The following is a 24,751-nucleotide window of genomic DNA, read 5'->3' as shown; positions in this document are numbered from 1 at the left end:
GAAAGGGCAGATCGCTTGACTGCACCGCAGGCAGGGCCTAGCGTGCGGCCTCAAGTTCATAGAACGCGCTTACTATCGGGGAGCGAAACACGTGCGGGAAGAGAGCCGAAGACCGCGTGCCGCCCTGGCCATGGGGCCCGGCGTGCGCGAGTCGGTCTTCAGCGGGGGCGCCCTCGACCGGCTGGCCCGCCTGGTCGACCTCCACGACGAGGTCATGCACGAGGTGGACGAGAAGATCCTGGCGGAGACGGAGGTGCTCGTGACCGGCTGGAACTGCCCGCCGTTCGACGAGCGGCTGCTCCGGGCCGCGCCGGGGCTGCGGCTGATCGCACACGCCGCGGGCACCGTGAAGACGTTCCTGGATCCGGTGGTACTGCGCAGCGTACGCGTCTCCAGCGCGGCCGACGCGAACGCGATCCCGGTGGCCGAGTTCACCTTCGCGGCGATCGTGTTCGGGGCGAAGCGGGCGTTCACGATGGCCCATCGCTACCGCACCCAGGGCAGCAGGCGGGACTTCTCCGGCATGCCGTGGCTGGGCACCCACCGGATCACGATCGGCGTCGTCGGCATGTCACGCATCGGCAGGCGGGTGCTCGCGCTGCTGCGCAACCTCGACGCCGAGGTGCTGGTCTACGACCCCTACGCCGATCCGGGCGAGGCCGCGGCGCTGGGCGGACGGCTGACCGACCTCGACACACTGGTACGCCGCTCGCACGTGGTCACCCTGCACGCGCCGGACACCCCGGAGACGCATCAGATGATCGGCCGCGACCGGCTGGCGCTCATGCGCGACGGCGCCGTGCTCGTCAACACCGCCCGCGGCGCGCTCGTGGACACGCTCGCCCTGACCGAGGAGGTGACGAGCGGCAGGCTCGACGCGATACTCGACGTCAGCGATCCCGAGCCGCTGCCGCCCGGCCACCCGTTCTTCGCGCTGCCCAACGTCTTCGTCACGCCGCACCTGGCCGGAGCCCAGGGCGGCGAACTGGCCAGGCTGGCCGACTCGGCGCTGGACGAGGTGGCGCGCTACTGCTCGGGCCGGCCGCTGAGGCACGAGATCCACATCGACGAACTGGGCAGAATAGCGTGAGTGACAAGGGAGGGCCCGTGACCGAGGCGACCATCGCCGACGTGGCCAGACTCGCCGGCGTGTCCAGCGCGACCGTCTCTCGGGTGATCAACCGCAACTACCCGGTGGCCGAGTCGACGCGCGCCAGGGTGGAGGCGGCCATCAGCGAGCTGGGCTACGTGGCCAACGCGCACGCCCGCGCCCTGGCCGGGGCGACGAACAGGACCGTCGGGATCATCATCAACGACGTGATCGACCCGTTCTACGCCTTCATCGCCCGCGGCGTGGAGCGCGAGGCCACCGCGCAGGGCAGGCTCTGCATCATCTGCTGCACCCAGGGCAGCCACGAGCAGGAACTGGCGCTCATCGACCTGCTGCACGAGCAGCGGGCCGACGCGGTCATCCTGGTCGGCGGCGCCTACGAGGACCGCGCCTACGCCACCCAGGTCGGCCGCCGGGCCCGCGCCCTGCACGCCAGCGGCTCCACGCTCGTGCTGTGCGGACGGCCGTCGGTGGGCGGCGACGTGCCGACCAAGGTCGTCGAGTACGACAACGAGGGCGGCTCCTTCGCCATCACCGACCATCTGATCACCCAGGGGCACCGGCGCATCCTGTTCCTGGGCGGCCCCGCGCTCTTCTCCACCACCGTCGCCCGCCTGGCCGGGCACCAGCGCGCGCTGGAGCTGCGCGGGCTGCCCTACACGGACGACCTCGTCCAGCCCGGCCCGCTCAGCCGCCGCTTCGGCTACGAGCGCGTCAGGGAACTGCTGGCCGAGGGCGCCGACTTCACCGCGATCTTCGCGGCCAACGACATCGTCGCGGCCGGGGCGATGCAGGCGCTGGAGGCGGCCGGGCTCACGGTGCCGGGCGACATGTCCGTCGTGGGCTACGACGACGTCCCGCTCGCCCAGGAGCTCCGTCCCCGGCTGACGACCGTGCGCATCCCGCTGGAGGAGATGGGCCGCCAGGCCGTACGGCTGGCCCTCGGCATCTCCGACGGCAGCGACTACCTGTCCCCCGTGCAGACCAGCACCCGGGTCGGGACCAGCATCGTGGCCAGGGAATCCGTGGGCGCGCCGAAACCGCTTGCCTCCCCACAGAGCAGAAAAGCAGCAGGTCGCCGATAGAAACCGGTAGAAAGTTCCGGAAAACCTTGACGGAGCCTAGTAAGCGCTTTCAAGCTCGGCGGCATACGGCCCTGCCAAGGAGAACCTCGATGCGAAACCTCCCCAGACGTGGCTTCCTCACCCTCACCGGCGCCCTCGCGGCCTCCCCGCTCCTGGCCTCCCCCTTGCTGACCTCTCCCGCGGCGGCCGATGCTTTGTCGGCCGATCCCGCTCAGGCCGACCTCGCACAGGCCGACCCCGCTCAGGCCGCGGGTACCGCTCGCCGTACCGTGGTCGTCCGCGGGCGGGTCGCGGCCGAAAGCGAGCGGCTGAGGCTGCAACAGGCGCTGCGCACCACGGACTTCCACCACACCGGCGTCTACCTGCCCGCGGCCGCCAAGCTGATCGTCGAGGTCACTACCAAGGACGGGCTCGCGCCCACCCTGCACGTCGGCGCGCCCGACACCCACCCCGACATCGCCTACAAGAACCCGCGCGCCTACCCGCTCACCTCCGGCGTCAACACCGTCGAGGACGCCGGAGGCGGCATGGTCTACCTGTCCATGATCGGCGCGGGCGAGCAGGCCAGGGTCAGGTTCGTGAGCGGCGGGCTGGACGCGCCGGTCTTCAGGCTCGGCCGGACCACGGAGGCGGACTTCCAGGCCCAGCTCGACCGGCTCGCCGGCGTGCCGCAGGCCGAACTGGTCTCCGGACGCGCCATCGTCACCGTCACCCGCGAGGGCATCCTGCAGTGGCGCGAGCAGGATCACGCCGCGCACCTACGCCTGCTCGAGTCGATCATCGACGCGCACGCCGCCATTTCGGGGCTGCGGGCGAGCGAGCGCGCCCCGCTGCCGTTCCACCTGGTGGAGGCGCCGCGGATGCCCACGGGCGCCGGCGCCTACGCCACCCACGGCTGGACCGCCTACCCGCGCACGTACCTCGACCGGCTGCTCACCGTGGAAGGGCTGCGCACGCGCGGCTGGGGCGTCTACCACGAGCTCGGCCACCAGCACCAGCAGATGGCCTACAAGCCGGGCGACCTGACCGAGGTGACGGTCAACATCTACGCGCTGGCCGCGCAGCGGGCGCTGGGGCAGCAGTCCAACCTCACCAAGCCGGACGCCAAGACGGGGCTGACGCCGTACCAGAGCGCGCAGCCGAAGCTGCCGGTGGCGGACTTCACCAAGCTCGGGGCCTTCGAGAAGCTCGTGCCTTTCCGGCAGTTGGAGCTGGCCTTCACCGAGGAGTTCTGGCCCCGGCTGCACCGGCTCGTGCGGGCCGAGAACCCGCCGTCGGACTGGACCGAGACCGCGAAGCGGTGGGGATACCTGGCCGTCTACACCTCGCGGATCGCCGGGCGGGACCTGAGCGGGTTCTGGACGCGGTGGGGCGCGCCGCTGACGCTGGAGTGGCTGGACAGGGTGGCGGCGCTCGGCCTGCCCGCCGCCGACCCGTCCGGGCTGAGCGAATGATCACCCGCCGGGCGCTGCTGGCGGGCGCGGTCGCGGCACCGGTCCTGATGGGCGCCGACCCGGCCGCCGCAATGGGACCCGCCGCGCAGGGATTCACTCCGAAGCGACCTACCACCACGGGAGCCTCCGCCACGGGATCGGCCGCCGCTGCGGACTCGGCTGCCTTCGCCGGCTCGGCTGCAGACGCCGGCTCGGCCGTCGGCGTCGGCGAGTTCGCGGCATTGCGGGCCAAGGGGGTCGCCATGCTGGCCGGAGGGTCGTTCGATCCGGCGGATCCGGCCTTCGCGGCCCCGCTCGGGCGCCTTGACGCCGCCGCCTCGGGGTTCGGCACGGCGATGGAGCGGGCGGCCGGCCGTACCTTCCTTTGGGCGGACCTTCCGCTGACCGGGGCGAGCGCCGACATCGCGGCCAGCTACCAGCGGCTGCGCACGCTCGCCCTCGCCTGGGCGACCAAGGGCACCACCCAGTACGGCGACGCCACCCTTGCCGGCGACGTCCTCGCCGGCCTCGACCTCCTGTACGCCCGCGCCTACAACGAGACCAAACGCGAGACCGGCAACTGGTGGCACTGGGAGATCGGCGCCCCCCGCGCGCTCATGGACACCTGCCTGCTGCTGCACGACCTCGTCAGCCCGGATCAGCGGGCCGCGTGGATCCGGGCGGTGGACCGGTTCTGCCCCAACCCGGATCGGCGTACCAACCTCACGGACTTCGCCGAGACCGGTGCCAACCGCGCCGACAAGGCGCTGATCGTCGCGCTGCGCGGCATCGCCGGCGAGGACGCCGCCAAGCTGGCGCTGGCCCGCGATGGCCTGTCCGATGTGCGCGACGGCGGGCGGCGCTCGCTGTTCGCCTACGTGAGCGCCGGCGACGGCTTTTACACCGACGGCTCGTTCGTCCAGCACGACGTGGTGGCCTATACCGGCTCCTATGGGGTCGTGCTGCTGCAGTCGGTGAGCGCGGTGATCGGGCTGCTCGGCGGTTCGGCGTGGGAGGTGCGCGACCCGAAGGTGTCGGTGATCCTCGACGCGGTCGAGCGCACCTACGCGCCCTGGATCCACGACGGCCTGATGATGGACAGCGTGCGCGGGCGGGCGGTGGCCAGGCAGTTCGGGCGCGACCAGCATGCCGGGAGAGACACCGTGGACGCCGTGCTGCAACTGGCCGCCGGGGCGCCCGCCCCCTACGCCGCGCGCTTCCGCGAGCTGGCCAAGGGGTGGGTGCGCCGGGGCAGGTTCCTGGAACTGGCTGACGTACCGGCGACCGCGCGGGCCAAGGCGCTGCTGGCGGACCGGTCCGTGGCCGCAGCGCCCCGACCGTCCGGCCACCACGTGTTCGCCGCGATGGACCGGATCGTGCACCGGCGGCCCGGATGGTCGTTCGCGATCAGCCTGTCGTCCAGGCGGATCGCCATGTACGAGTGCGGCAACGGCGAGAACTACCGCGCCTGGTACCAGGGCGACGGCGCCACCTACCTCTACACCGACGGCGTCGACGGCAGGGACCACTACACCGCCGACTACTGGCCCACCGTGAACTCCTACCGCCTCGCCGGCACTACCGTGGACACCCGGCACCGCGACCCGGCCGTCTCGGTCAGCGGCACCGGGACCTTCCGCCCGGCCAACACCTGGGCGGGCGGCGCCACGATCGACGGCTACGGCGTCGCCGGCCTCGACCTGATGGCCGCCGGAACCACGCTGACGGCCAGGAAGAGCTGGGTCTGCCTGGACGACGCCGTCGTCTGCCTGGGCGCCGGGATCACCAGCACCGACCACCGGACCATAGAGACGATCGTGGAGAACCGCGGCACCACCGCCCGGCTCACCCGGCGCGGCGGCCGGGCGCACCTGCACGGCGTCGCGGGCTACGTCCTGCTGTCCCCCGGCGAGCTGCGCACGCTGCGCGAGCGCAGGACCGACGCCTGGCGGGCCATCGACGACGGTCCCGGCACCGGCGGCACCTCGGACCCGGTCGCGCGGGAATACGTGACGCTCTGGCTGGACCACGGCAGCGATCCCGCGGGCACGAACTACGCTTACGTCGTCCTGCCCGGCGCCGGGGCCGCGCAGACCATGGCGTTCGACCGGGTGAAGGTGCTGGCCAACACCGCGTCGGCGCAGGCGGTCACCGCGTCGGGCCGCTCGGTGGGCGGCGGCCGGCTGTTCGCCGGCACGTTCTGGAGCGCGGGCGCCGCGGGCGGAGTGAGCGCCGACGCGCCCTGCACGGTCCTGGTGCGCCAGGTCGCGGGCCGCATCCGGGTGGCCGTCGCAGACCCCGGCCGCACGGTCCCCACGGTACGGCTCACGCTGGGCCTCCCCGCCCACCGCCTGATCCGGGCCGACGATTCGGTCGATGTCACCCTGGGAAGGAACGTGGCCCTCACCGTCAACCTGTCCGGCTCCGGTGGCCGGACGCACACCGCAGAACTGGCGATCGGCAGGACATGACCTCCCTACACCTCCCGCCCACCGACCGCATCCTCTCCCCGCGCACCGGCTGGACCCGCGCCCATTGGGAGGCGGTGGCCGATCAGTTGCTCGACGCGGTCGTGCCGTACGCCTCGCCGGGTATGGCCCGCTACGACCTCCCCGGGCGGCCCAGTTGGTCCGGTGTGCGCTCGGACGGGCTGGAAGGCTTCGCCCGCACCTTCCTGCTGGCCGCCTTCCGGATCGCGGGAGCCAAGGGCGAGGCGCCGCCCGGCCTGATCGAGCGTTACGCCGACGGCCTGGCCGCCGGGACCGACCCCTCGGCCCCCGACTCCTGGCCGGTGCTGACCGACTGCTCGCAGCAGATGGTCGAGGCCGCCTCGATCGCGATCGGGCTGCACGAGACGCGGGCCTGGCTCTGGGACCGGCTCGACTCCTCGGTACGGGAGCGGGTGGCCGAGTGGCTGGGCGGGTTCGTGGGCAAGCGGACCTGGGACAACAACTGGATGTTGTTCCAGACGGTGTCGGAGGAGTTTCTCAAGTCGGTGGGCGGGCCGTACCGGCAGGAGGAGATCGACCGGGGGCTGGAGCGGATCGAGGAGTGGTACGTCGGCGACGGCTGGTACACCGACGGCGGCACCCGCAACTTCGACTACTACTGCGGGTGGGCGCTGCACCTGTATCCGCTGATGTGGACGCGGATGTCGGGGGCGTCGGGCGAGGTGTACCGGGACCGCCTCCACACCTTTCTGACGACGTATCAGCACTTCTTCGGGTCGGATGGGGCGCCCATGCATCACGGCCGGTCGCTGACCTACCGCTTCGCCGCCCTCGCGCCCGTCTGGATGGGCGCTTTGGCCGGCGCCAGCCCTTTGTCGGGCGGGCAGACGCGGAAGCTGGCCTCGTCCGTGGTCCGGCACTTCGCCGAGCGCGGGGTGCCGGACTCGCGCGGCCTGCTGTCGCTCGGCTGGTACGACACGTTCCTGCCGGCCACGCAGTCGTACTCGGGACCCGCCTCCCCCTACTGGGCGTCGAAGGGCTTCCTGGGGCTGCTCCTGCCTCCTGAGCACCCGGTGTGGACCGAGCGCGAGCAGGCGTTGCCGCTGGACGAGCACGACGTCGTGGCCGCCGTCCCCGCGACCGGCCTGCTCCTGCACGGCACCCGGCACGACGGCCTGGTCCGGCTGGTCAACCACGGCAGCGATCACGGCGCCCCGCCCGACGACCCCCACTACGCCCGGCTCGCCTACTCCACCCGCACCGGCCCCGACCACGGCAGGGCCGCCGACAACCACATCACCGTCTCGCCCGCCTCCCCCAGAGGCGCCATCCACCCGCTGACCTGCGAGGGCCGGACCGCCTCCTCCTACTACGAGACCCCCGGCGGCGACCGCGTCACCACCACGTCGGTCGTGCGCGGCCCGTGGGAGATCCGCGTCCACGCCGTCACCGCGCCGGACGGCTCCACGGTGCGGGAAGGCGGCTACGCGGTCGCCGACGCCTCGCCGCCCGCGGTGGTGACCGGGGCCGGATGGGCGCTGGCCCGCCGGGCGGACGGGCTCACCTCAGCGCTCATCGGCCTGTACGGCTGGCAGCACGCCACCGTCGTCCGCGACGTCGAGGCCAACGCCTTCGGCCCCCACTCGGCCACGCCCCGGCTGGAGGCCGACAGCCCGGGTACACACGTGACGCTCGTGGTGCTGTCGGGCGACGCCGTACACCCGACGGCCCTTCGAGACGCCATCGGCGTCGAGGTGAGCGCGGACGCCGTCGAGATCACCTTCCCCGACGGCGACACGGTCAGCGTCGCCCGGTCCTGACGACGCAGTCGGCGAGGTGGTCGTTGACCAGGCCGATGGCCTGCATCAGCGCGTAGGCGGTGGTCGGTCCGACGAAGCGGAAACCGTGCTTCTTCAGCTCCTTGGCCAGCGCCTTGGAGCCCGGGGTGATGGCAGGGACGTCGCCCATCGCCTTGGGCACCGGGGAGCCGGGGTCGGCGTGCCGCCAGACCAGCTCCGACAGCCCGTCCGGCAGGTCGAGCGCGGCCCGGGCATTGGCGATGACCGCCTCGACCTTCGCCCGGTTGCGCACGATGCCCGCGTCGCCGAGCAGCCGCTCCACGTCACGCTCGGTGTAGGCGGCCACCTTCTCGATCGCGAACCCGTCGAAGGCGGCGCGGAAGTTCTCGCGCTTGCGCAGGATCGTCAGCCACGACAGCCCCGACTGGAACGCCTCCAGCGACACCCGCTCGAACACCTTGTCGTCGCCGTGGACCGGGCGGCCCCACTCCTCGTCGTGGTAGGCGATGTACACCGGGTCCGCCATGCCGGTCCACCAGCAGCGGATCACCTCGCTCACGCGGCCCCGCCCTCCGGCTCCTTCGCCTTGTGGACGAGCACGTCGGTGGCCGTGGGCTGCTTCTCCGCCGCATCCTCAGACGCGGGCGCCGGTACGGCGGGCTCGTCCGGCACCTCGGGATCGTCGCCCTCCTCGGCCAGCTCACGCTCGACGACCGGCGGCTCGTGCTCGGTGCGGAGCCCGGCGCCCGGCGCGGCGTACACCTCCTGCCGGGCCTGCAGCCTGCTGGACAGCAGTTCCGAGACCCGCTGCTCCAGCACGGCGATCCTGGTGTCGCGCGCGCTGATGGCGCCGGCGGCGCGCCGCAGCGTCTCATCCACGCTCTGCGTGTGATATCCGACCAGGTTGACCGGCAGATGCAGCGCCATGAAGTCAACCGCCGTCAGTTGCCCTGACTCGGGCAGATCGAGCGGCGGGACGTCAGGCGGGAACTCGGTCAGCTCACCGCCCCTACCGAGGGAGACCAGCACCACACAGGCGAGAATGGCGAGCGCGGCGATGGCGAGTACGACCAGCACATTGGCATCGTACTCATACGATCGAGACATGCAGCCCACACTTGTCGCCCCGGGCACGCGAGTCGACCCTTCCTGGACCCTCGCCGGCTCCCCCGCGGAGGCCGCCCGCCTGGTGGCGACGGGCGCCGTCGTCGTGGTCGAACTCCCCGCCGACCTCAACCCCGCCCTGGCCGCCGCCGCCGTCTACCGCTGGCACGGAACCCAGATCTTCATCACCCACCACCACGACGAGGTACGGCAGGCCATCGACATGACCGACTCCCTGGCCGGCCGCCGCCCCCCGGCCCTGACCCGCCGCGGCCTGGCCTGAAACGGGCCGCTTCAGGGAGTGGCCTCGCCGAGTTCGGCGACGGAGGGGCGGACCGGCTTGGGCGTGGCTTCGACGTGGGCCATGGCGTCGTCCACGGTGGTGGTCCAGGCGATCGCGTCGAAGACGTTGGCGCGGGTGAAACCGGCGTCGTACAGGTCCTCGATGAGGCGGCGCAGCGGGTCGTACAGGCCCCAGGGGTCGAGGATGACCAGCGGGCGGTCGTGGATGCCGATGACGCGGGCGGTCCAGATCTCGAAGAGCTCCTCCAGCGTCCCGATGCCGCCGGGCAGCACCAGGAAGGCGTCGGAGCGGGCGTCCATGACGCCTTTGCGCTCGCGCATGCCGGCGGTGACGATGAGCTCGTCGGAGTCGTGGTCGGCGACCTCGATGTCGACCAGCACCTGCGGGATGACGCCCACGGTGTGCCCGCCGGCGGCACGGGCGGCGGCGCCGACGGCCCCCATGCAGGACACGGTGGCGCCGCCGCTGACGAGCGTGTGGCCGCGCTTGGCCAGCTCGGTGCCCACGTCGGCGGCCAGGTCGAGGTACTTGCGGTCGATTTTCAGGCTTGAGGCGCAGAAGACACAGACATTCACGAAATGCCACCCTATGCGGCCTGGCCACGACCAATGGTCGCGGCTGACGCATCGCCGTAGCGGCGGGAACCACGTCCGACGTGAGAAGCGACCCTACGATCGGCCCCCGCCCACGGCGGCGGGGGGCGCCGGCCGGGCTTGCCGTAACAGAGAGAGGTGCTATTGGGGCTCGGCAGCAGGCTGAGAGCGAAGAGAGTCGCCCTCCGCGATGATGCGGACCGCCTCGTGGACGTCGTCGGTGAGGTGGATCAGGTCGAGGTCCTGGGCGGCGATCTTGCCAGTGCCCAGGAGCGTGTTCTTGATCCAGTCGACCATCCCGCCCCAGAACGACGTGCCCATCAGCACCACCGGGAACGACGTCACCTTGCGCGTCTGCACCAGCGTCAGCGCCTCGAACAGCTCGTCCAGCGTGCCGAACCCGCCCGGCAGCGCGATGAACCCGCACGAGTACTTGACGAACATCGTCTTGCGCACGAAGAAGTACCGGAACTCGATCCCGAGGTCCACGTAGTCGTTCATCTTCTGCTCGAACGGCAGCTCGATCCCGAGCCCCACGGAGACCGCGCCGTCCACCTCGGTGGCGCCCCGGTTGGCCGCCTCCATGACGCCGGGACCGCCGCCCGTGATCACCGCGTAGCCCGACTCGGCCAGCGCGCGTCCGAGCTCCACGCCCATCTCGTACTCGGGCGAGTCGTCAGGCGTCCGCGCCGACCCGAACACCGTGACCGCCGGCGGCAGCTCCGCCAGTTGCCCGAAGCCCTCCACGAACTCCGCCTGGATGCGCAGCACCCGCCACGGATCCATGTGCAGCCAGTCGGTGGACCCCTGCCGGTCGAGCAGGCGCTGGTCGTGAGTGGACTCGGGGACGAGGTTGCCTCGTACTACCGCCTGCCCTTGGCGGCGCTCGGGACGTGACTGCTTCATGCTGGTCACGCTATCCCTCTGGCGGTGCCATACGGGCGAATCCCCGCTTACGGCACGGCGAAGGCAATCCGCCCAACCTCCTCGAAGAGGGAAACCGCAGGTCAGCGCAACGGTGAAACCCGTCAGAAAAATCTTTGAAGAAGGAGGAACCGAAATTCGCGAACCCTGCGTCTAATCGGCGAGGGTGCTGCTCGGGACTGAAAGTGGCTCTCCCCGCCAAATGGCCGGCGAGGAGGGTCACTTTCACGTTGTGGCCCCCTATGCCAGCCAGTTCAGCATCGCACGCTCGCTGTCGGCGATCTTCTCCAGCGACACGTACTCCCCTTGCTGATGGGCCAGATTCGGATCCCCCGGACCGTAGTTCACCGCGGGCACGCCCAGCGCCGAGAACCGCGCCACGTCCGTCCATCCCAGCTTGGCCCTCGGCTCACCGCCGACCGCCGCCGTGAACGCCGCGGCCACCGGATCGGTCAGCCCCGGCCGCGCGCCGGGGGCGGCGTCGGTGAAGTTCACCTCGAAGCCGTCGAAGACCTCGCGCACGTGCTCCCGCGCCTGCTCGATCGTGAGGTCCGGCGCGAAGCGGTAGTTGACGGTCACCACGCACGAGTCCGGGATCACGTTGCCCGCCACCCCGCCGCGCACGCCGACCGCGTTGAGCCCCTCGTGATACTCCAGGCCGTCGACCACCGGCAGCCGCGCCTGGTAGGCGTTGAGCCTGGCCAGCACCGGTTCGATCCCGTGGATGGCGTTCACCCCGAACCACGACCTGGCGCTGTGGGCGCGCTTGCCCGCCACGTGCACCTCCGCCCGCAACGTCCCCTGGCAGCCGCCCTCGATCACCCCGTCGGTCGGCTCCATCAGCACCGCGAAGTCGGCCGCCAGCCACTCGGGATGCTCGCGGGCGACCCGGTTGAGCCCGTTGCGCTCGGCCTCGACCTCCTCGCAGTCGTAGAAGACGTAGGTGACGTCGCGGTTGGGCGCCGGCAGCGCCGCGGCCAGCTTGAGCGCGACGGCCACGCCCGCCTTCATGTCGGTGGTCCCGCAGCCGTAGAGCCGCCCGCCCTCCACCCTGCTCGGCAGGTTCTCGGCGACCGGCACCGTGTCGAGGTGCCCGGCGATCAGCACCCTCTCCGCGCGGCCGAGCGACGTGCGCGCCACGACCGTCTCGCCCGACCTGTCCACGCTCAGGTACGGCAGCGCCCGCAGAGCCTCCTCGACCAGGTCGGCAAGGGCCTTCTCGTCCCCGCTCACCGACTCCACGTCCACGATCGCGGCGGTCAGCGCACCGGCGTCCTGGCTCAGATCCAGCATCAGTACATTCCCTTCAGGCGTTGACGCCGTGCTCGCGCAGCACGTCGCTGAGCGCGGCCTTGTCGTGGCGCTCCCCCGGCTCCAGCTTCTTCAGCACCAGCACGCACGGCAGCCCGAACGTGCCGCCGGGGAACTCCTTCTGGCGCGTTCCACCCACGGCCACGCACCAGTCGGGGATGCGTCCGCGCCCCAGTTCCTCGCCGGTGTTCACGTCGATGACCGGGATCGAGGCCGACAGGATCGTGCCCGCCCCGACGACCGCGCCGCGCCCCACCCGGGCGCCCTCCACGATCATCGCCCGGCTGCCGACCAGCGCGTCGTCCTCGATCACCACCGGTACCGCGTTCGGCGGCTCCAGCACGCCGCCGATGCCGACGCCGCCGGAGAGGTGCACGTTCCTGCCGATCTGGGCGCAGGAGCCGACCGTCGCCCAGGTGTCGACCATCGTGCCCTCGCCGACGTACGCGCCGATGTTGGTGAAAGACGGCATCAGCACCACTCCGGGCGCCAGGTAGGCGCCCCAGCGGGCGATCGCCCCCGGAACCACGCGTACGCCGTCGAACGTGGTCTTCAGCGGCTGCCTGTCGTGGTGCTGGAAGTCACCCACCTGCGACCTGGCCATGCCGAGCACCTTGAAGCTGAGCAGAATCGCCCGTTTGGCCCGCTCGTCCACCAGAACGTCGCCATCCTCCACCCGGGCCACCCGGGCCTTGCCGGTGTCCAGGAGGTCGATGGCGGAGACGATCACCGTGCGCGCCTCGGTGTCGGCCGGCGACAGCTCCGTCCTGCGCTCCCACAACCCATCGACCGCGGCCGGCAGCGGCGAGGACATGCTCTGGTGGCTCATGGCCCCGGAGCCTATCTGGCCGGGTAGGTTTTTCAGGGTGCGCGTGCGCTTCTCCCGCGGGGTCCTGACCATCGCGGCCATCGTCGTCGTGCTCGCGGTGGCCATCACCGTGGGCCTGTACAACCTGCTCAAGCAGGCCAAGCCGTTCCGGCAGGCCGAGGCGGGCTGCGTGGTCCGCACGCCGTCGGGGGAGCTGAGCCTGGACGTCGAGCAGGCGCAGATCTCGGCGACCATCGCGGCCGTGGCCGCGCGCCGCAAGCTGCCCGAGCGGGCGGTCGTGATCGCCTACGCGACGGCGCTGCAGGAGTCGAAGCTCTTCAACGTCAACCACGGCGACCGCGACTCGCTCGGCGTCTTCCAGCAGCGTCCCTCGCAGGGCTGGGGCAAGCCGAAGCAGATCATGGACCCGGTCTACTCCACCAACAAGTTCTTCGCCGCGCTGGTCAAGGTGAAGAACTACCGCAAGATCCCGCTGGCGGAGGCGGCCCAGGAGGTGCAGCGCTCGGCCGCCGGCTACGCGTACGCGCCGCACGAGGGCGACGCCAAGATCCTCGCGGCGGCGTTCACGGGGCGCGTACCCAAGGCCCTGCACTGCACCTACCCCGAGCCGACCGCCACCCCCACGACGAGCGCGCGCCCCCGCACCGACGAGGCGCGCCGCAAGCTCGCCCGCGCGCTGGGCAGCACCGCCATCACCACGGAGCGCCGCGGATGGCTGGTCGCCGCGTGGTCGGTCGCCCATGCTCAGGAGTACGGCCTGCGCCGCGTCGACTACAGCGGGGTGTCATGGCGGGCCGAGGAGGTCAGCGACGACGGGTGGAAGCCCGGCGGCAAGTCCTCGACGACCGAGGTCGTCCTGTCCTGAACCTGACCATCCCCGGAAGGGGAGCCGGTATTGCCGGCAAACATTGAACGATCTGGAAATTGCCCGCAATATCCCCCAAGTCCGTGGGGTTGCCCGCAAACGCCTGGCCCGGACCTCTTCCGGTCCATCCCTGATCCCAGCCTGAGCACAGGCCACTCGCGCGGCACGCGGCGCACCAGGGCGAGGCGGGACGGCCGGGCCGGTCGATTCCACGGCAGGCCAAGCGGACAGTCCGGAAGACCAGAAACGTCAGGAAGCGTGGCTGATGATGGAGATGGAGCCCGGAGGCAGGGGCTGGGCATAGCTGGCGGTCCACGGGGAGCCCTGCACCCGCTCGAAGGAGAGCAGGCGCCCGTCGGCGGCCCGGTAGTCGGCGAAGTCCAGCAGGCCGCGGTCCGGGTGACCGGTGTCCCCCTCGGAACGGAAGGCGGCCGTGCCCCGGTCCACGGGGAAGAACTCCACGCCCTCCATGATGATCATGCTCTTCGCCGGGATCATGCCCTGCGTGGGCACCTCGGTCCAGACGAGAACCTCCAGGTGGGGCGGGTCACCGGAGACCAGCCCCTGCCGGATCTCGACCGTCAGCCAGCGGGCTCGCCGGGAGCCGTCGTCCAGCAGGTACTCGGTCCACTGCTGCCCCTGGAGCGCCACGTGCAGGGCGCCGAGCACCTCCGAACGCGCCCCGTGCACCTCGATCCGGTCACCCACCCGGATCTCGCGCGGATCGTCGTAGCCGCCGGCGTGCGCCTGCATGCTCACCGGCGCGGGCATCGGGCTCTGGACGACCACGTCCTCGGACGGAGGCGTGGCCGAACGGCCCCTCCTGTCCTGGCGCATGGTGGCGACGAAAGCCCCAAGCAACAACAGGACGGTGGCGATGCTCAGCCCGAGTACGACCCAGGAGGTCATGCTCATCGTCCAGCTCGCTCCACTCGCGGTCTGCCTCGGCAAACGCCCTGTATCTACTTATGTCTACGTACGACGCGCGATCCTACTGGAGGCGGCGCACGGCCGCATCGATGCGTTCGTCGGTTGCCGTTATGGCGATGCGAACGTGCCGTTCACCTGCGGATCCATAAAATTCACCCGGCGCGACCAAAATGCCATTTTCGGATAGCCGCCCAACCTGCTCCCACGCGGGCTCGCCGTTCGTGGCCCACAGGTACAGCCCGGCGGTCGAGTGGTCCACCCGCCAGCCCGCCTTCTCCAGCGCCGGACGGAGCACCGCCCGGCGGGCCGCGTACCGCTCGTGCTGGGCGTCGGCGTGATCGTCGTCGGCGAACGCGGCGGCCATCGCGGCCTGGACGGGCTGCGGCATCAGCATGCCCGCGTGCTTGCGCATCTCCAGCAGCCGGCCGATCAGGGCCGGGTCGCCGGTGACGAAGCCCGCGCGGTAGCCGGCCAGGTTCGAGCGCTTGGAGAGCGAGTGAACGGCCAGCAGCCCCTCGTGCGAGCCCTCGCACACGTCCGGATGAAGGATGGAGACCGGCTTCTCCTCCCAGCCGAGCTCGATGTAGCACTCGTCGGAGGCGACCACGGCGCCGCGCTCGCGCGCCCAGGCGACGACCTTGCGCAGGTGCTCGGCGGGCAGCACCTTGCCCGTGGGGTTGCCGGGAGAGTTGACCCAGACCAGGTCGACGGGCTCGGGCCCGAGCGCAAGCAGCCCGTCGGCGGCCGTGCCGTGGGCTCCGGCCAGCCGGGCGCCGACGTCGTAGGTCGGGTAGGCCAGCTCGGGGAAGACGACCCGCTTGGCGCCCAGGTACGTGGGCAGCCAGGCCACGAACTCCTTGGACCCGATCAGCGGCAGCACGTCCCGCTGGTCCACGCGCACGCCGTGGCGGCGGGCCAGCCAGCCGGAGGCGGCCTCGCGCAGCGCCTTGGTGCCGTGGGTGAGGGGGTAGCCGGGGCTGTCGGCCGCCTCGATCAGCGCGGCCCGCACGAGCGGCGGCACCGAGTCCACCGGCGTGCCCACCGACAGGTCCACGATCCCGTCGGGATGAGCGGCGGCCCGCTCCTTGTACGGCACGAGCCGGTCCCAGGGGAAGTCAGGCAGGTTGTTCACAGCAACCCACACTAGTGGCCCCGGGTCACCGGGGTTTCCCGTTCAGGGGGCGAGGTCGGCCGGGGTTCCGATTGGGCGCCCGGCGGTGGTGCCGGGGTTCGATCGGGCTTACGACTGAGTGCCGGGGTTCCGATCGGGGGTACGGCTGGGTGCCGGGTTCTGATCGGGGGCACGGCGGGGTTGCCGGTCCAGAGGGTCGGCGGAACGCCGTGACGGCGCGAACCACGTCCGACGTGAGAAGCGACCCCCACGATCGGCGCCCGCCAGGTGCGGCGGGTGGCGTGGGGGTGGCCTGCCGTAACAGATACAGCGTCTCAACAGGGGTGGCCTGCCGTAACGGATACAGCGTCTCAGAGACTGAGACTAGTGGTCCTCGGCCTGCGGGGGGAGGACGGCGATGACCGGGTGGTCCTTGTCGATCTTGCCGACCTTCGAGGCGCCGCCGGGCGAGCCCAGGTCCTCGAAGAAGTCCACGTTCGCCTTGTAGTACTCCTTCCACTGCTCGGGAAGGTCGTCCTCGTAGAAGATCGCTTCCACGGGGCACACAGGCTCGCACGCGCCGCAGTCCACGCACTCGTCGGGGTGGATATAAAGCATGCGCTCGCCCTCGTAGATGCAATCGACGGGGCACTCCTCGATGCACGCCTTGTCAAGGACGTCCACGCAAGGCTGCGCGATGACGTAGGTCACCTCGAGCTCCTTCTTCTCCGCACCATGGCGCGACTCCAACCGCGGTTTGCTAAGCCCTAGTATTGCCGTGCTAGCCAAGTGGCTGGAACGGAGGGTGCCAAACTCGTGGCCGCTCGCCTGACAATCATGGTCACATCTGCGGATATAGGGGTACGGATCACCACGCGTAGGCGGGTGCCCGGCGGGTTCCGCGATGCGGTCGGCATTCTCGAATCGTGGGACGACGGCGTCCTCATGGTTCGTAAACGGGATGGCACGATCGTGGAGATCGCCGAGGAATCCCTGGTCGCGGCCAAGGTGGTCCCGGCCGCGCCTCCTCGACCTGGGCGGATGTAGCGGCAAGTATTCGTTGTGTGACAGTACGTACCTGCGCCGCCGTAGCCGCCATCCTCGTCAGCGCCGGGTGCGGCGCGTCCCCGACGACCGAGCAAAAGCCGCTGCCTCCGGTGAACGCGAAAGCCGCCTCGCTGAAGGACGGCTTCACGACCATGGACCGCCTGGCCGAGGTCGCCAAGCAGGAGGGCGCGCTCACCGTGGTCGCCCTCTCCCGCGACTGGGTGAACTACGGCGAGATCATCGACACGTTCTCCGAGAAGTACGGCATCAAGGTCAACGAGCTCGAACCGCGCGCCAGCAGCGCCCGCGAGCTCCAGTCCGCCGCCCAGCTGAAGCCCGACGTGTTCGACCTGACCCTCGACGTGGCGGTGGCCAACGCGGCCAGGTTCGCGCCGTACAAGGTCCAGGGCTGGCAGGACCTGCCCGACCACGTCAAGGACGCCAAGGGCGCCTGGTACGCGGCCTACGGCGGCTACATGTCCATCGGCTACGACCCGCGCGAGGTGGCCGCGCCCGCCTCCTTCGCCGATCTGGCCAAGCCGGGCTACAAGGTGGCGCTGGCCGGCGACCCGCTGAAGGCCGCGTCCGCGTTCAACGGCGTGATCGCCGCCTCGATGCTGGCCGGCACGCCGCAGCCGGCCCGCGGAGTGGACCTGTTCGCCAAGCTCAAGCAGGGCGGCAGGCTCACCGATCCGGTCCAGGCGAACGTGGTCGTCGACTGGGACCACCTCAACGCCGCCCGCGCCGCCGAGGACCCCGAGGCGTGGAAGGTCACGATCCCGCGCGACGCCCCGCTCGGCGGCTACTACGTGCAGGCGATCAACAAGGACGCGACGCATCCGGCCGCCGCCCGGCTGTGGCAGGAGTTCCTCTTCTCCGACGAGGGCCAGAACCTCCTCCAGAAGGGGTACGCCCGTCCGGCCCGCGGCGAGGCCATGCTCATGCGCGGCACGCTCGACACCGAGCAGGCGGCGAAACTTCCCGTCGCACCCGGCCCGCCGCTCCTTCTCACGATTCCGCAGGCAGATGCCGCAAAGTCGTACCTCAAGCGGGAATGGGCGCACAGTATGCGATGAGACCCCTGTGACGGGATATGTCGTGAGAGACGGTCAGCATCTACAGTTAGCGACAGCACGGCCGCGGGGGCCCGATGTCTGATGATTGTGAGCTGATCGTCTTGCGCTACGACGCACCGAGTTTGGAGCGGTGGACCAGTCGCACCCTGGACAGCAGCTTCGGATACGTTTCCGCCAGGGGCGCGCCGCTGGTCGACCTGCTGGATCCGCAGCCGGGCGAGCGCGTTCTCGACCTGGGCTGCGGCACCGGCGTGCTGACCGCCGAGATCGCCTTACGGGGAGCCCATGTGCTGGGCATCGACGGCTCCCCCGCAATGATCGAGAAAGCGCTCGCGCAGTACCCCGGAATCGACTTCATCGTCGGCGACGGCCACGACTTCAACGTCGCCCAGGCCTACGACGCCGTCTTCTCCAACGCGGCGCTCCACTGGATGAGCCGCGACCCGGGCGCCGTGATCTCCAGCGTCCGCGAGGCGCTCGCGCCCGGCGGGCGCTTCGTCGCCGAAATGGGCGGCGCGGGCAACTGCGCGGAACTCACCGCCGCCATGCACACCGCCTGGCGCGAGTACGGCCTGCCGGAACCGGACCTGCCGTGGTATTTCCCCACGCCCGCCGCCTACGCCTCACGGCTGGAGCAGGAGGGCTTCGTGGTCCGCGTGCTGGAGCACTTCGACCGCCCCACCCCGCTCGACGAGTGCCCGGGGGGCGCCGCGGACTGGGTGCGGATGTTCGCCGGATCGGTGCTGGACGGGGTGCCGCCGGAGATCGTCGACCCGCTGCTCCGCCGGGTCAACGAACTGGCCGCCCCCGCCCTTCGCAGGGAAACGGGCTGGATGGCCGACTACGTGCGTCTACGCTTCGCTGCCGTGAAGCGCTGATGCGTAGTCCATGATGCGTAGGGGCGTTTTGCCGGACTATGGTCTGTTCCGTGGGCTGCGAACGTATGGCTGGATCGCTACGGCGGCGTGAGGGACGGGTGAACGTAACAGGATGAATTTCTGCCTGAGCGACCTCGTACCACCGTTGAGGTGGAGCGACGCGTCGGCGATCACACTTCTTCACGGGCAGCCGGACCTGCCGGAGGCATGGTGGCGCAGTCTGCCGATGCCGCACGTGCTGGCCGCGATCGGCCCCGAATCCCTGGGCGAACTGCTGACGGAGATCGCGCTCGAACACTGGTCGGCCGCGGCCATCGGCGACGTGCTGCCCGCCCTCCACGTGCTCGACCCGGACGACGCCGACGAGCCGCAGGTGGCGATCGCGCTCGACCGGGCGGGGTCGTGGACGGGACTGCTCGCGCTGACCAGCCGTGAGCTGATGGACCAGCCGTTCATTCAGGCGCGTCCGGTGCTCAACATGCTGTTCTCCGCTGTTCTGGTACGGCTCGCGCCCTCCCCCAGACCCGCCCCGGCCCCCCGCCGCACTCCCCGCCCGGTGGTCGAGCCAGTGGCAGAGCCGGTGGCAGAACCCACCGCCGAGCCCGTCGCCGTCGTGGTGGCCGTCGCAGAGCCGGTGGCCAAGGAGCCGCAGGACACCGAAGGGCCCCAGAGCGCCGAGGGTCCCCAGAGTGCCGAAGGTCCCCGGGACACCGAAGGGCCCCAGGACGCCGAAGGGCCCCAGGACGCCGACGAGCCGCAGGACGCCACAGAGGGCGCCGAAGCGGCGCAGGAGGCCGAGGAGCCGCAGGAGGCCGCGGAACATCGGGAAGAGGCCGCGGGAGACGAGCCGGTGGCCGTCGACCAGGCCGAGGAGCCCGAGCCTGGGGAGCCTGAGGCTCAGGAGCCTGTTGCTGTGGCTGTGGAGGCTGAGGAAGAGGCCGAGGCCGGCGAGCCCGAGGCGGCCGACTCCGAGGAGCCGGTGGCCGAGGTTGAGCAGGAGGCAGCCGAGGAGCCCGCAGAAGCGGAGGCGGAAGAGCCTGCGGAGGCCGACGAGGCGGAGGAGCCCGACGAGGCGGAGGGTGCTGATGGTGGGCCGGTGAAGGAGGGCTCTGGGCCCAGGTTGCCGGCGTTGATCGAGTCCGCCTTCGCCGATCTGGACGACAAGAGCTGGGCCGTCGCGCAGAACCGGGTCTTCACCGACCAGCCGTCGGCCGTGGAGCAGCTGGCGAAGTTGTTCGCCGTCTCCCCGGCCGAGATCAACGCCACGGAGATCGCCCTGCGTTCCCGGCTGGAGCGGTGGCTGGCCAGTGACGAGGCGGCGCCGTACCGGGCGCATCTGGACGAGCTGCGTGGCACGATCGGTGAGGCCGCGGCCCGCGACCAGCTGATCGGTGCCGCGGACTGGCATGCCAGGGAGATCCGCGCGCTGGAGGTCCCCGCGTGGCAGTTCGTGAAGGCGACGCTGGCGGGCGCCGCGACCGCTCAGGCCGTCCAGGCCGCACCCGCGCCGGGCTCGGCGGGCGGCTCGACAGAGGCGCCGCCTGTGGCGTCGCCGTTCGAGGCGGCCGGGTCGGGGGCGGCTGAGGAGCAGGTCAGGTTCGGGGCGTTCACGCCACACGAATCGGATGACCAGAACGGCGAGCACGCCGCCAAGCCGTACCAACCGCTCAAGGACGTCTCCCAGACCCGGCGCTGCTTCCGCCAGCCGGACGGCCGCTGGTACCTGCGGGTGGACGTCACGGGCGAGCATCTCGGCGGGTCGGAGTGCCTGTTGCCGACCGGGTTCGCCGCCTATCTGGGGCTGTCGCCGGGCGAAAGCCGGATGGTCAGGAGCGCCGCGGGTGAGCTGACCATGAGCTGGCACGGGCGGCCGGTGCTGGAGTCGGTTTCCCGCCTGCTGCTGGATGTCGGGGCGAAGGAGGGCGGGCACGTGTTCCTGACGCTGTCGGACGAGGGCGTGCTGCGCGCCAGGCACCTGCCGGTGGCCGCGCCCAGCGCCGACAAGATCACCAGGGCGCTCCGGCTGGTCTGCTACACCGCGCCGGACGCGGGGCTGGAGGTGGCCGCGCGGGTGATCGCGACCAGGATCGGGATGACCGGCCCCGTGGCCCTTCCCGACGTGCTCGCCAGGCTCCGCGAACGCGGCGACCGCGACCTGCTCGATCTCTTGGACTGAGCCCCGTGCCGCGGCTCGCGATCGGCCCCGACTTCCCTCGGGGGCTCAGCGCACTGGCACCGCCGGCGCGTGAGAGCGCCGTGAGCGCGCTGCGCCGCTTCCTGCTGACCGAGAACGGCGCGCCCCACCCCGAGCGGGTCAGGGGCGCCAGGGACGCGCGAGTGGCCACTCTGCGCCTGGCCGAGGGGCAGCGCGGCGTCGTGGTGCGCCAGCGCGAGGTGTACTGGCTGCGCGCCCTGCTGCCCGACCCGGACGCCTGGTCGTTCGCCCAGCGCCACCGCTACGGCGTGAACCCGGTGATCGGCGTCCTGGAGGAGTGGGACGCGGCGGCTCTGGAAAGGGTCGAGCCGGCGCTGCGCCGCTCGGCGGGGGCGTCGAGGCTGTTCGACCCGATCTGCGACGGCGACCTGCTGGCGCTGGGGCTGGATCCGCGGGTGCTGCCGCTGGTCAGGCTCATCACGACCGAGGCGGACGTGGCGGCCCTCGAACCGCTGCTGCCGCCCACGCAGCACCTGCCGCTGGCCGTACTGGGCCGGGGCGGCTCGATGTCGGAGGCGTGGCGCGAGCTGGACGGCTGCCGCGCCGTCGACGGAGAGACCGGCTGGGTCGACCAGGACGACCTGCACGCGGCCCTGGAACGCAGCCCGGACCGCGCGGTGTTCGCGGCCGACGCCGAGGAGCTCGACCACGTGCTCGCGGCGCCCCACTGGTGCACGTTCCTGCATCCGCCGCAGCACCGATTGGCCAGGACCGGCCGCTACGACCACCCGGTGCTGGTCATCGGCGGCGCCGGAACCGGCAAGACGCTCCTGGCGCTGCACCGCGCCGCCCATCTGGCCAGGCACGGGGGCGGGCGGGTGCTGCTGGTGACGTTCTCGCAGGGGTTGTGCGAGGACCTGTCGGGGCGGCTGGACGTGCTGGTCAAGGACGAGGTGATCCGCAAGCGGATCGAGGTGGACAACCCGGAGCGGCTGGCGGTGCGGATCGTGGCCGACGCCGAGGGCCGCCGGCCCGTGCTGGCGGGGGCGGGGGCCAGGTCGCTGGCCGAGCTCACGGAGCAGGCGCTGTTGCTGCTCGGGCGGGCCACGGGAGATCTGCTCGACGACGTGGATCCGGGACGCAAGCCGTACCGTCACATGATTGTGGACGAAGCGCAGGACGTCAGCCCGGCGCAGTGGCGGCTGCTGCGCGCGGTGGTGCCGCGCGCGCACGACGATCTCTTCGTCGTCGGCGACCCGCACCAGCGGATCACCGACACGCGGGTGACGCTGAGCTCGGTGGGGATTCCCGCCGTGCAGCACTCGCTGCGGGTCTCCTACCGGCTGCCGCACGAACTGCTCTCCTTCGGGGTACGGCTGCGCGGCGGCGGCCCGACGGACGGGCTGGTCAAGGGCCTGGCCGGCATGTACGGGCTGCGCGGCACCGGGCACGGCGAGCGCCCGATGGTCCGGGCCTACGACACGCCCGAGGCGGAGCTGGCGGGGCTGGCGGCCACGGTGCGCTCGTGGCTGGAGGAGGGTGTGTCGGCCCGCGCGATCGCGGTGGCGGCGCGGACGATGAAGCTCGTGCGGGCGGCCAAGAAGGCGCTGGGCGGGCTGGACGTCCCGGTCGCGATGTTCCACCATCTCAAAGGCTTGGAGTTCGAACGTGTGGCGCTGATCGGGGTGACGGAGGGTGTCGTACCGGAAACTCCGCCGCAGGACCCTGCGGAGCGCGCGCGGGCCTTGCAACGCGAGCGAAGCGTGCTCTATGTGGCCTGCACCCGGGCCAGATCAATGCTCTATATATCCCATTCAGGGAGAGGAAGCCCATTTCTCTCCCTCTGATCACATAGTCTGAACTGCGGATACTTCCCTTTGCCGGTTGGACCCCAATGAATCTCAGCCTGAGCGACCTCGCGCCACCCCTGCGCTGGACCTCTCCCAGCCAGATCGCGCCGATCGCGGAAGAGCCACAGCTGCCCGAGGCATGGTGGCACGCGATCCCGATCGACCGTGCCTGCGCGCTGGCGGGCACGCAGACAGTCGCGGGCAACCTCGCCGACCTCGCCGTGGCCTTCTGGGGACACCTCCCCCTCGGCGACATCCTGCCTCTCCTGCGTTTCTCCGACCCCGTGGAGGCCGAGCGCACGCCGGAGTCCCTGGGCCGTGACGCGGTGCTGAAGATGTTCGTGCGCGTCTTCGAGCGGCTGCTCGAGCCGGTCGCCGAGCGCGTGCCCGAGGCGCGGGCCGACCGGCCGGTGCCCGAGCTCATCGACGCGCTGTTCGCCGCGCTCGACGACCGGCAGCGGGCCATCGCCCGCGACCGGCTGTACGCGGCGCAGCGCGCCACGCTCGACGAGCTGGCCCAGCGTTTCTCCGTGACCCGCGAGCGGATCCGGCAGATCGAGCGCGACCTGCGCGACCACGTGGAGGCCTGGCTGGGCAGCGCCGAGGCGGCGCCGCTGGTCGCGCACGTGACGTGGCTGCGGGGGCGGCTCGGCTCCGCCGTACCGGCCGACGATCTGACGGCGGCGGTGCCGTGGCACCGGGGCGAGCTCACGACCTTGAACATCCCGACCTGGCGCTTCGTCCGGACGCTGCTGACCGGCTATGAGCAGTCCGACGACTGGCTGGTGGCGGGCGGCGGCGACGAGCTGCGGGAGAAGACCAGGCAGTTGTTCGCCGACGGGCCGCGGCCCATGGGCGAGGCGGTCTCCATGGTCACCCAGCTCGGCGTCCGCGAGGACGTGGCGGAGCGGTGGATCCTGGCCGTGCCCCAGCTGCGGATACTCGACGGGCACGTGGTGCCGTGGCCGCGCAGCATCAACGAGAAGGCCGAGGCGGTCCTGTCGGTCGCCGGGCGGCCGCTGTCGCCGGAGGAGATCCAGGAACGCATCGGCGAGGACTACAGCCTCGTCGGCATCCGCAACCAGCTCACCGCCGACGAGCGCTTCCTGCGCGTGGACAGGAACAAGTACGGGCTGACGCGCTGGGGCGGCGACGAGTACCTGGGGATCAGGGAGATGATCGCCAGGGAGATCGAGCGGGCCGGCGGCGAGGCCTCGGTGAGCACGATCGTCACGAACCTCACCGCCAAGTACGACGTGAGCGAGAGCTCGGTGCGCGCCTACTCGGGCGGGCCCGGGTTCGAGCGCACCCAGCGCGGGTGGATCAGGGTCGCGGGTACGGCGCCGCCCGGCGAGGTGGCGGAGCCGTACCAGCCGCGCAAGGACGTCTCGGAGACGCGGCGCAGCTTCCGCAGCAGGGACGGGCGCTGGTGGCACCGGGTGGACGTGAACGCCGAGCACCTGCGCGGCTCCGGTTCGCCGCTGCCGACGGGCTTCGCGGCCTATCTGGGCATGGCGCCGGGCGGCCAGCTGACCGCGGCGACGCCCTCGGGCGACGTGGTGATCAGCTGGCACAACCAGCCGACGATGGGGTCGATCCGCAACGTGCTGGCCGACTTCAAGGCCGGTGAGGGCGACCACGTGTTCCTGACCGTCTCCGACGGCGGCGAGCTGCTCACCCGGTTCCTGCCCGCGGCCAACGTGGCGCTGACGCCGCTCGGCCGCGCGCTGCACCTGATCGGCTACACCGCGCCGGTGAACTCGGAGCTGGAGGGACTGCAGCTGATCGGGGCGCGGATCGGGCTGCCGGAGGCCTCGACGCGGGACGAGGTGATCGGCCGGCTGCGCGAGCGGGGCGACCGCGACATCCTGGGTTTCCTGGGAGTGTGAGCCTAAG

At 71.4% G+C, this 24,751-nt stretch carries 22 protein-coding genes; 13 read left to right on the top strand and 9 right to left on the bottom strand.

The window, feature by feature from the left end; all coding sequences use genetic code 11:
- Positions 1–91: 91 nt before the first annotated feature.
- The 5 genes from ACFWY5_RS32660 to ACFWY5_RS32640 all read left to right on the top strand — a co-directional run bounded on the left by ACFWY5_RS32660 (position 92) and on the right by ACFWY5_RS32640 (position 7,899).
- Positions 92–1,090, top strand: coding sequence for a hydroxyacid dehydrogenase (locus ACFWY5_RS32660; RefSeq protein WP_379610582.1), 999 nt, complete (start codon positions 92–94; stop codon positions 1,088–1,090).
- 17 nt (positions 1,091–1,107) lie between these two features.
- Positions 1,108–2,196 carry a LacI family DNA-binding transcriptional regulator gene (locus ACFWY5_RS32655; RefSeq protein ID WP_379636503.1) on the top strand — a complete coding sequence of 363 codons (1,089 nt, stop codon included), beginning with the start codon at positions 1,108–1,110 and terminating at the stop codon, positions 2,194–2,196.
- An 89-nt stretch (positions 2,197–2,285) separates the two neighbouring features.
- On the top strand, positions 2,286–3,650 hold the full coding sequence (locus tag ACFWY5_RS32650) for a M60 family metallopeptidase (RefSeq protein ID WP_379636501.1): 1,365 nt from the start codon (positions 2,286–2,288) through the stop codon (positions 3,648–3,650).
- A complete protein-coding gene (locus ACFWY5_RS32645) occupies positions 3,647–6,100 on the top strand; it encodes a polysaccharide lyase 8 family protein (protein ID WP_379636499.1) in 2,454 nt (817 codons plus the stop codon). Before ACFWY5_RS32650 ends, ACFWY5_RS32645 begins: the two co-directional genes overlap by 4 nt.
- On the top strand, positions 6,097–7,899 hold the full coding sequence (locus tag ACFWY5_RS32640; RefSeq protein WP_379636497.1) for a DUF2264 domain-containing protein: 1,803 nt from the start codon (positions 6,097–6,099) through the stop codon (positions 7,897–7,899). Before ACFWY5_RS32645 ends, ACFWY5_RS32640 begins: the two co-directional genes overlap by 4 nt.
- Here ACFWY5_RS32640 and ACFWY5_RS32635 read toward each other — a convergent pair.
- On the bottom strand, positions 7,880–8,437 hold the full coding sequence (locus ACFWY5_RS32635) for a DNA-3-methyladenine glycosylase I (RefSeq protein WP_379610587.1): 558 nt from the start codon (positions 8,435–8,437) through the stop codon (positions 7,880–7,882). The two genes, ACFWY5_RS32640 and ACFWY5_RS32635, sit on opposite strands and share 20 nt — an antisense overlap.
- Positions 8,434–8,955: a hypothetical protein gene (locus tag ACFWY5_RS32630; protein WP_379610589.1), complete on the bottom strand. Its 522-nt coding sequence runs from the start codon at positions 8,953–8,955 to the stop codon at positions 8,434–8,436. Before ACFWY5_RS32630 ends, ACFWY5_RS32635 begins: the two co-directional genes overlap by 4 nt.
- 28 nt (positions 8,956–8,983) lie before the next feature.
- Between ACFWY5_RS32630 and ACFWY5_RS32625 the strand changes: the two genes are divergently transcribed.
- Positions 8,984–9,265 (top strand): hypothetical protein, encoded by a 282-nt coding sequence (locus ACFWY5_RS32625; RefSeq protein WP_379610590.1) that lies wholly within the window; start codon positions 8,984–8,986, stop codon positions 9,263–9,265.
- Positions 9,266–9,276: 11 nt separating this feature from the next.
- Here ACFWY5_RS32625 and ACFWY5_RS32620 read toward each other — a convergent pair whose 3' ends face one another.
- From ACFWY5_RS32620 to ACFWY5_RS32605, 4 genes are all read right to left on the bottom strand, one after another.
- On the bottom strand, positions 9,277–9,861 hold the full coding sequence (locus ACFWY5_RS32620) for a TIGR00730 family Rossman fold protein (RefSeq protein ID WP_379636495.1): 585 nt from the start codon (positions 9,859–9,861) through the stop codon (positions 9,277–9,279).
- Between the two features lie 159 nt (positions 9,862–10,020).
- Entirely contained in the window at positions 10,021–10,785 is a 765-nt protein-coding gene (locus tag ACFWY5_RS32615; protein ID WP_379636493.1) for a TIGR00730 family Rossman fold protein, read from the bottom strand.
- Between the two features lie 258 nt (positions 10,786–11,043).
- A complete protein-coding gene (gene dapE, locus ACFWY5_RS32610) occupies positions 11,044–12,096 on the bottom strand; it encodes a succinyl-diaminopimelate desuccinylase (protein WP_379610594.1) in 1,053 nt (350 codons plus the stop codon).
- Between the two features lie 13 nt (positions 12,097–12,109).
- Positions 12,110–12,943: a 2,3,4,5-tetrahydropyridine-2,6-dicarboxylate N-succinyltransferase gene (locus tag ACFWY5_RS32605; protein WP_379636491.1), complete on the bottom strand. Its 834-nt coding sequence runs from the start codon at positions 12,941–12,943 to the stop codon at positions 12,110–12,112.
- Between the two features lie 37 nt (positions 12,944–12,980).
- Between ACFWY5_RS32605 and ACFWY5_RS32600 the strand changes: the two genes are divergently transcribed.
- Positions 12,981–13,808 (top strand): hypothetical protein, encoded by an 828-nt coding sequence (locus ACFWY5_RS32600; protein ID WP_379636489.1) that lies wholly within the window; start codon positions 12,981–12,983, stop codon positions 13,806–13,808.
- 249 nt (positions 13,809–14,057) lie between these two features.
- Here the strand turns inward: ACFWY5_RS32600 and ACFWY5_RS32595 are convergent, their stop codons facing one another.
- The 3 genes from ACFWY5_RS32595 to fdxA form a co-directional block, all read right to left on the bottom strand.
- Entirely contained in the window at positions 14,058–14,723 is a 666-nt protein-coding gene (locus tag ACFWY5_RS32595) for a DUF4178 domain-containing protein (RefSeq protein ID WP_379610597.1), read from the bottom strand.
- 76 nt (positions 14,724–14,799) lie between these two features.
- Positions 14,800–15,870, bottom strand: coding sequence for a succinyldiaminopimelate transaminase (gene dapC, locus ACFWY5_RS32590; protein WP_379636487.1), 1,071 nt, complete (start codon positions 15,868–15,870; stop codon positions 14,800–14,802).
- A 363-nt stretch (positions 15,871–16,233) separates the two neighbouring features.
- Positions 16,234–16,560: a ferredoxin gene (fdxA, locus tag ACFWY5_RS32585; protein WP_379610599.1), complete on the bottom strand. Its 327-nt coding sequence runs from the start codon at positions 16,558–16,560 to the stop codon at positions 16,234–16,236.
- Positions 16,561–16,686: 126 nt separating this feature from the next.
- Between fdxA and ACFWY5_RS32580 the strand changes: the two genes are divergently transcribed.
- From ACFWY5_RS32580 to ACFWY5_RS32555, 6 genes are all read left to right on the top strand, one after another.
- The gene (locus tag ACFWY5_RS32580) at positions 16,687–16,896 is read left to right on the top strand and encodes a hypothetical protein (protein ID WP_379610600.1); all 210 of its coding nucleotides are present in this window, start codon (positions 16,687–16,689) and stop codon (positions 16,894–16,896) included.
- A gap of 17 nt (positions 16,897–16,913) precedes the next feature.
- Positions 16,914–17,972, top strand: coding sequence for an ABC transporter substrate-binding protein (locus ACFWY5_RS32575; RefSeq protein ID WP_379610602.1), 1,059 nt, complete (start codon positions 16,914–16,916; stop codon positions 17,970–17,972).
- Positions 17,973–18,046: 74 nt separating this feature from the next.
- Entirely contained in the window at positions 18,047–18,850 is an 804-nt protein-coding gene (locus ACFWY5_RS32570) for a class I SAM-dependent methyltransferase (protein WP_379610604.1), read from the top strand.
- Positions 18,851–19,076: 226 nt separating this feature from the next.
- On the top strand, positions 19,077–21,026 hold the full coding sequence (locus ACFWY5_RS32565) for a hypothetical protein (protein WP_379636485.1): 1,950 nt from the start codon (positions 19,077–19,079) through the stop codon (positions 21,024–21,026).
- Positions 21,027–21,031: 5 nt separating this feature from the next.
- Entirely contained in the window at positions 21,032–22,852 is a 1,821-nt protein-coding gene (locus tag ACFWY5_RS32560) for a UvrD-helicase domain-containing protein (RefSeq protein WP_379610607.1), read from the top strand.
- 47 nt (positions 22,853–22,899) lie between these two features.
- The gene (locus tag ACFWY5_RS32555; protein WP_379610609.1) at positions 22,900–24,744 is read left to right on the top strand and encodes a sigma factor-like helix-turn-helix DNA-binding protein; all 1,845 of its coding nucleotides are present in this window, start codon (positions 22,900–22,902) and stop codon (positions 24,742–24,744) included.
- Positions 24,745–24,751 lie beyond the last annotated feature (7 nt).

This window comes from Nonomuraea sp. NPDC059007, from assembly GCF_042740555.1.
Classification (GTDB): Bacteria; Actinomycetota; Actinomycetes; order Streptosporangiales; family Streptosporangiaceae; genus Nonomuraea.
Note: the sequence above shows the minus strand (reverse complement) of the source record. Positions and strands in the feature narration are given on the sequence as shown.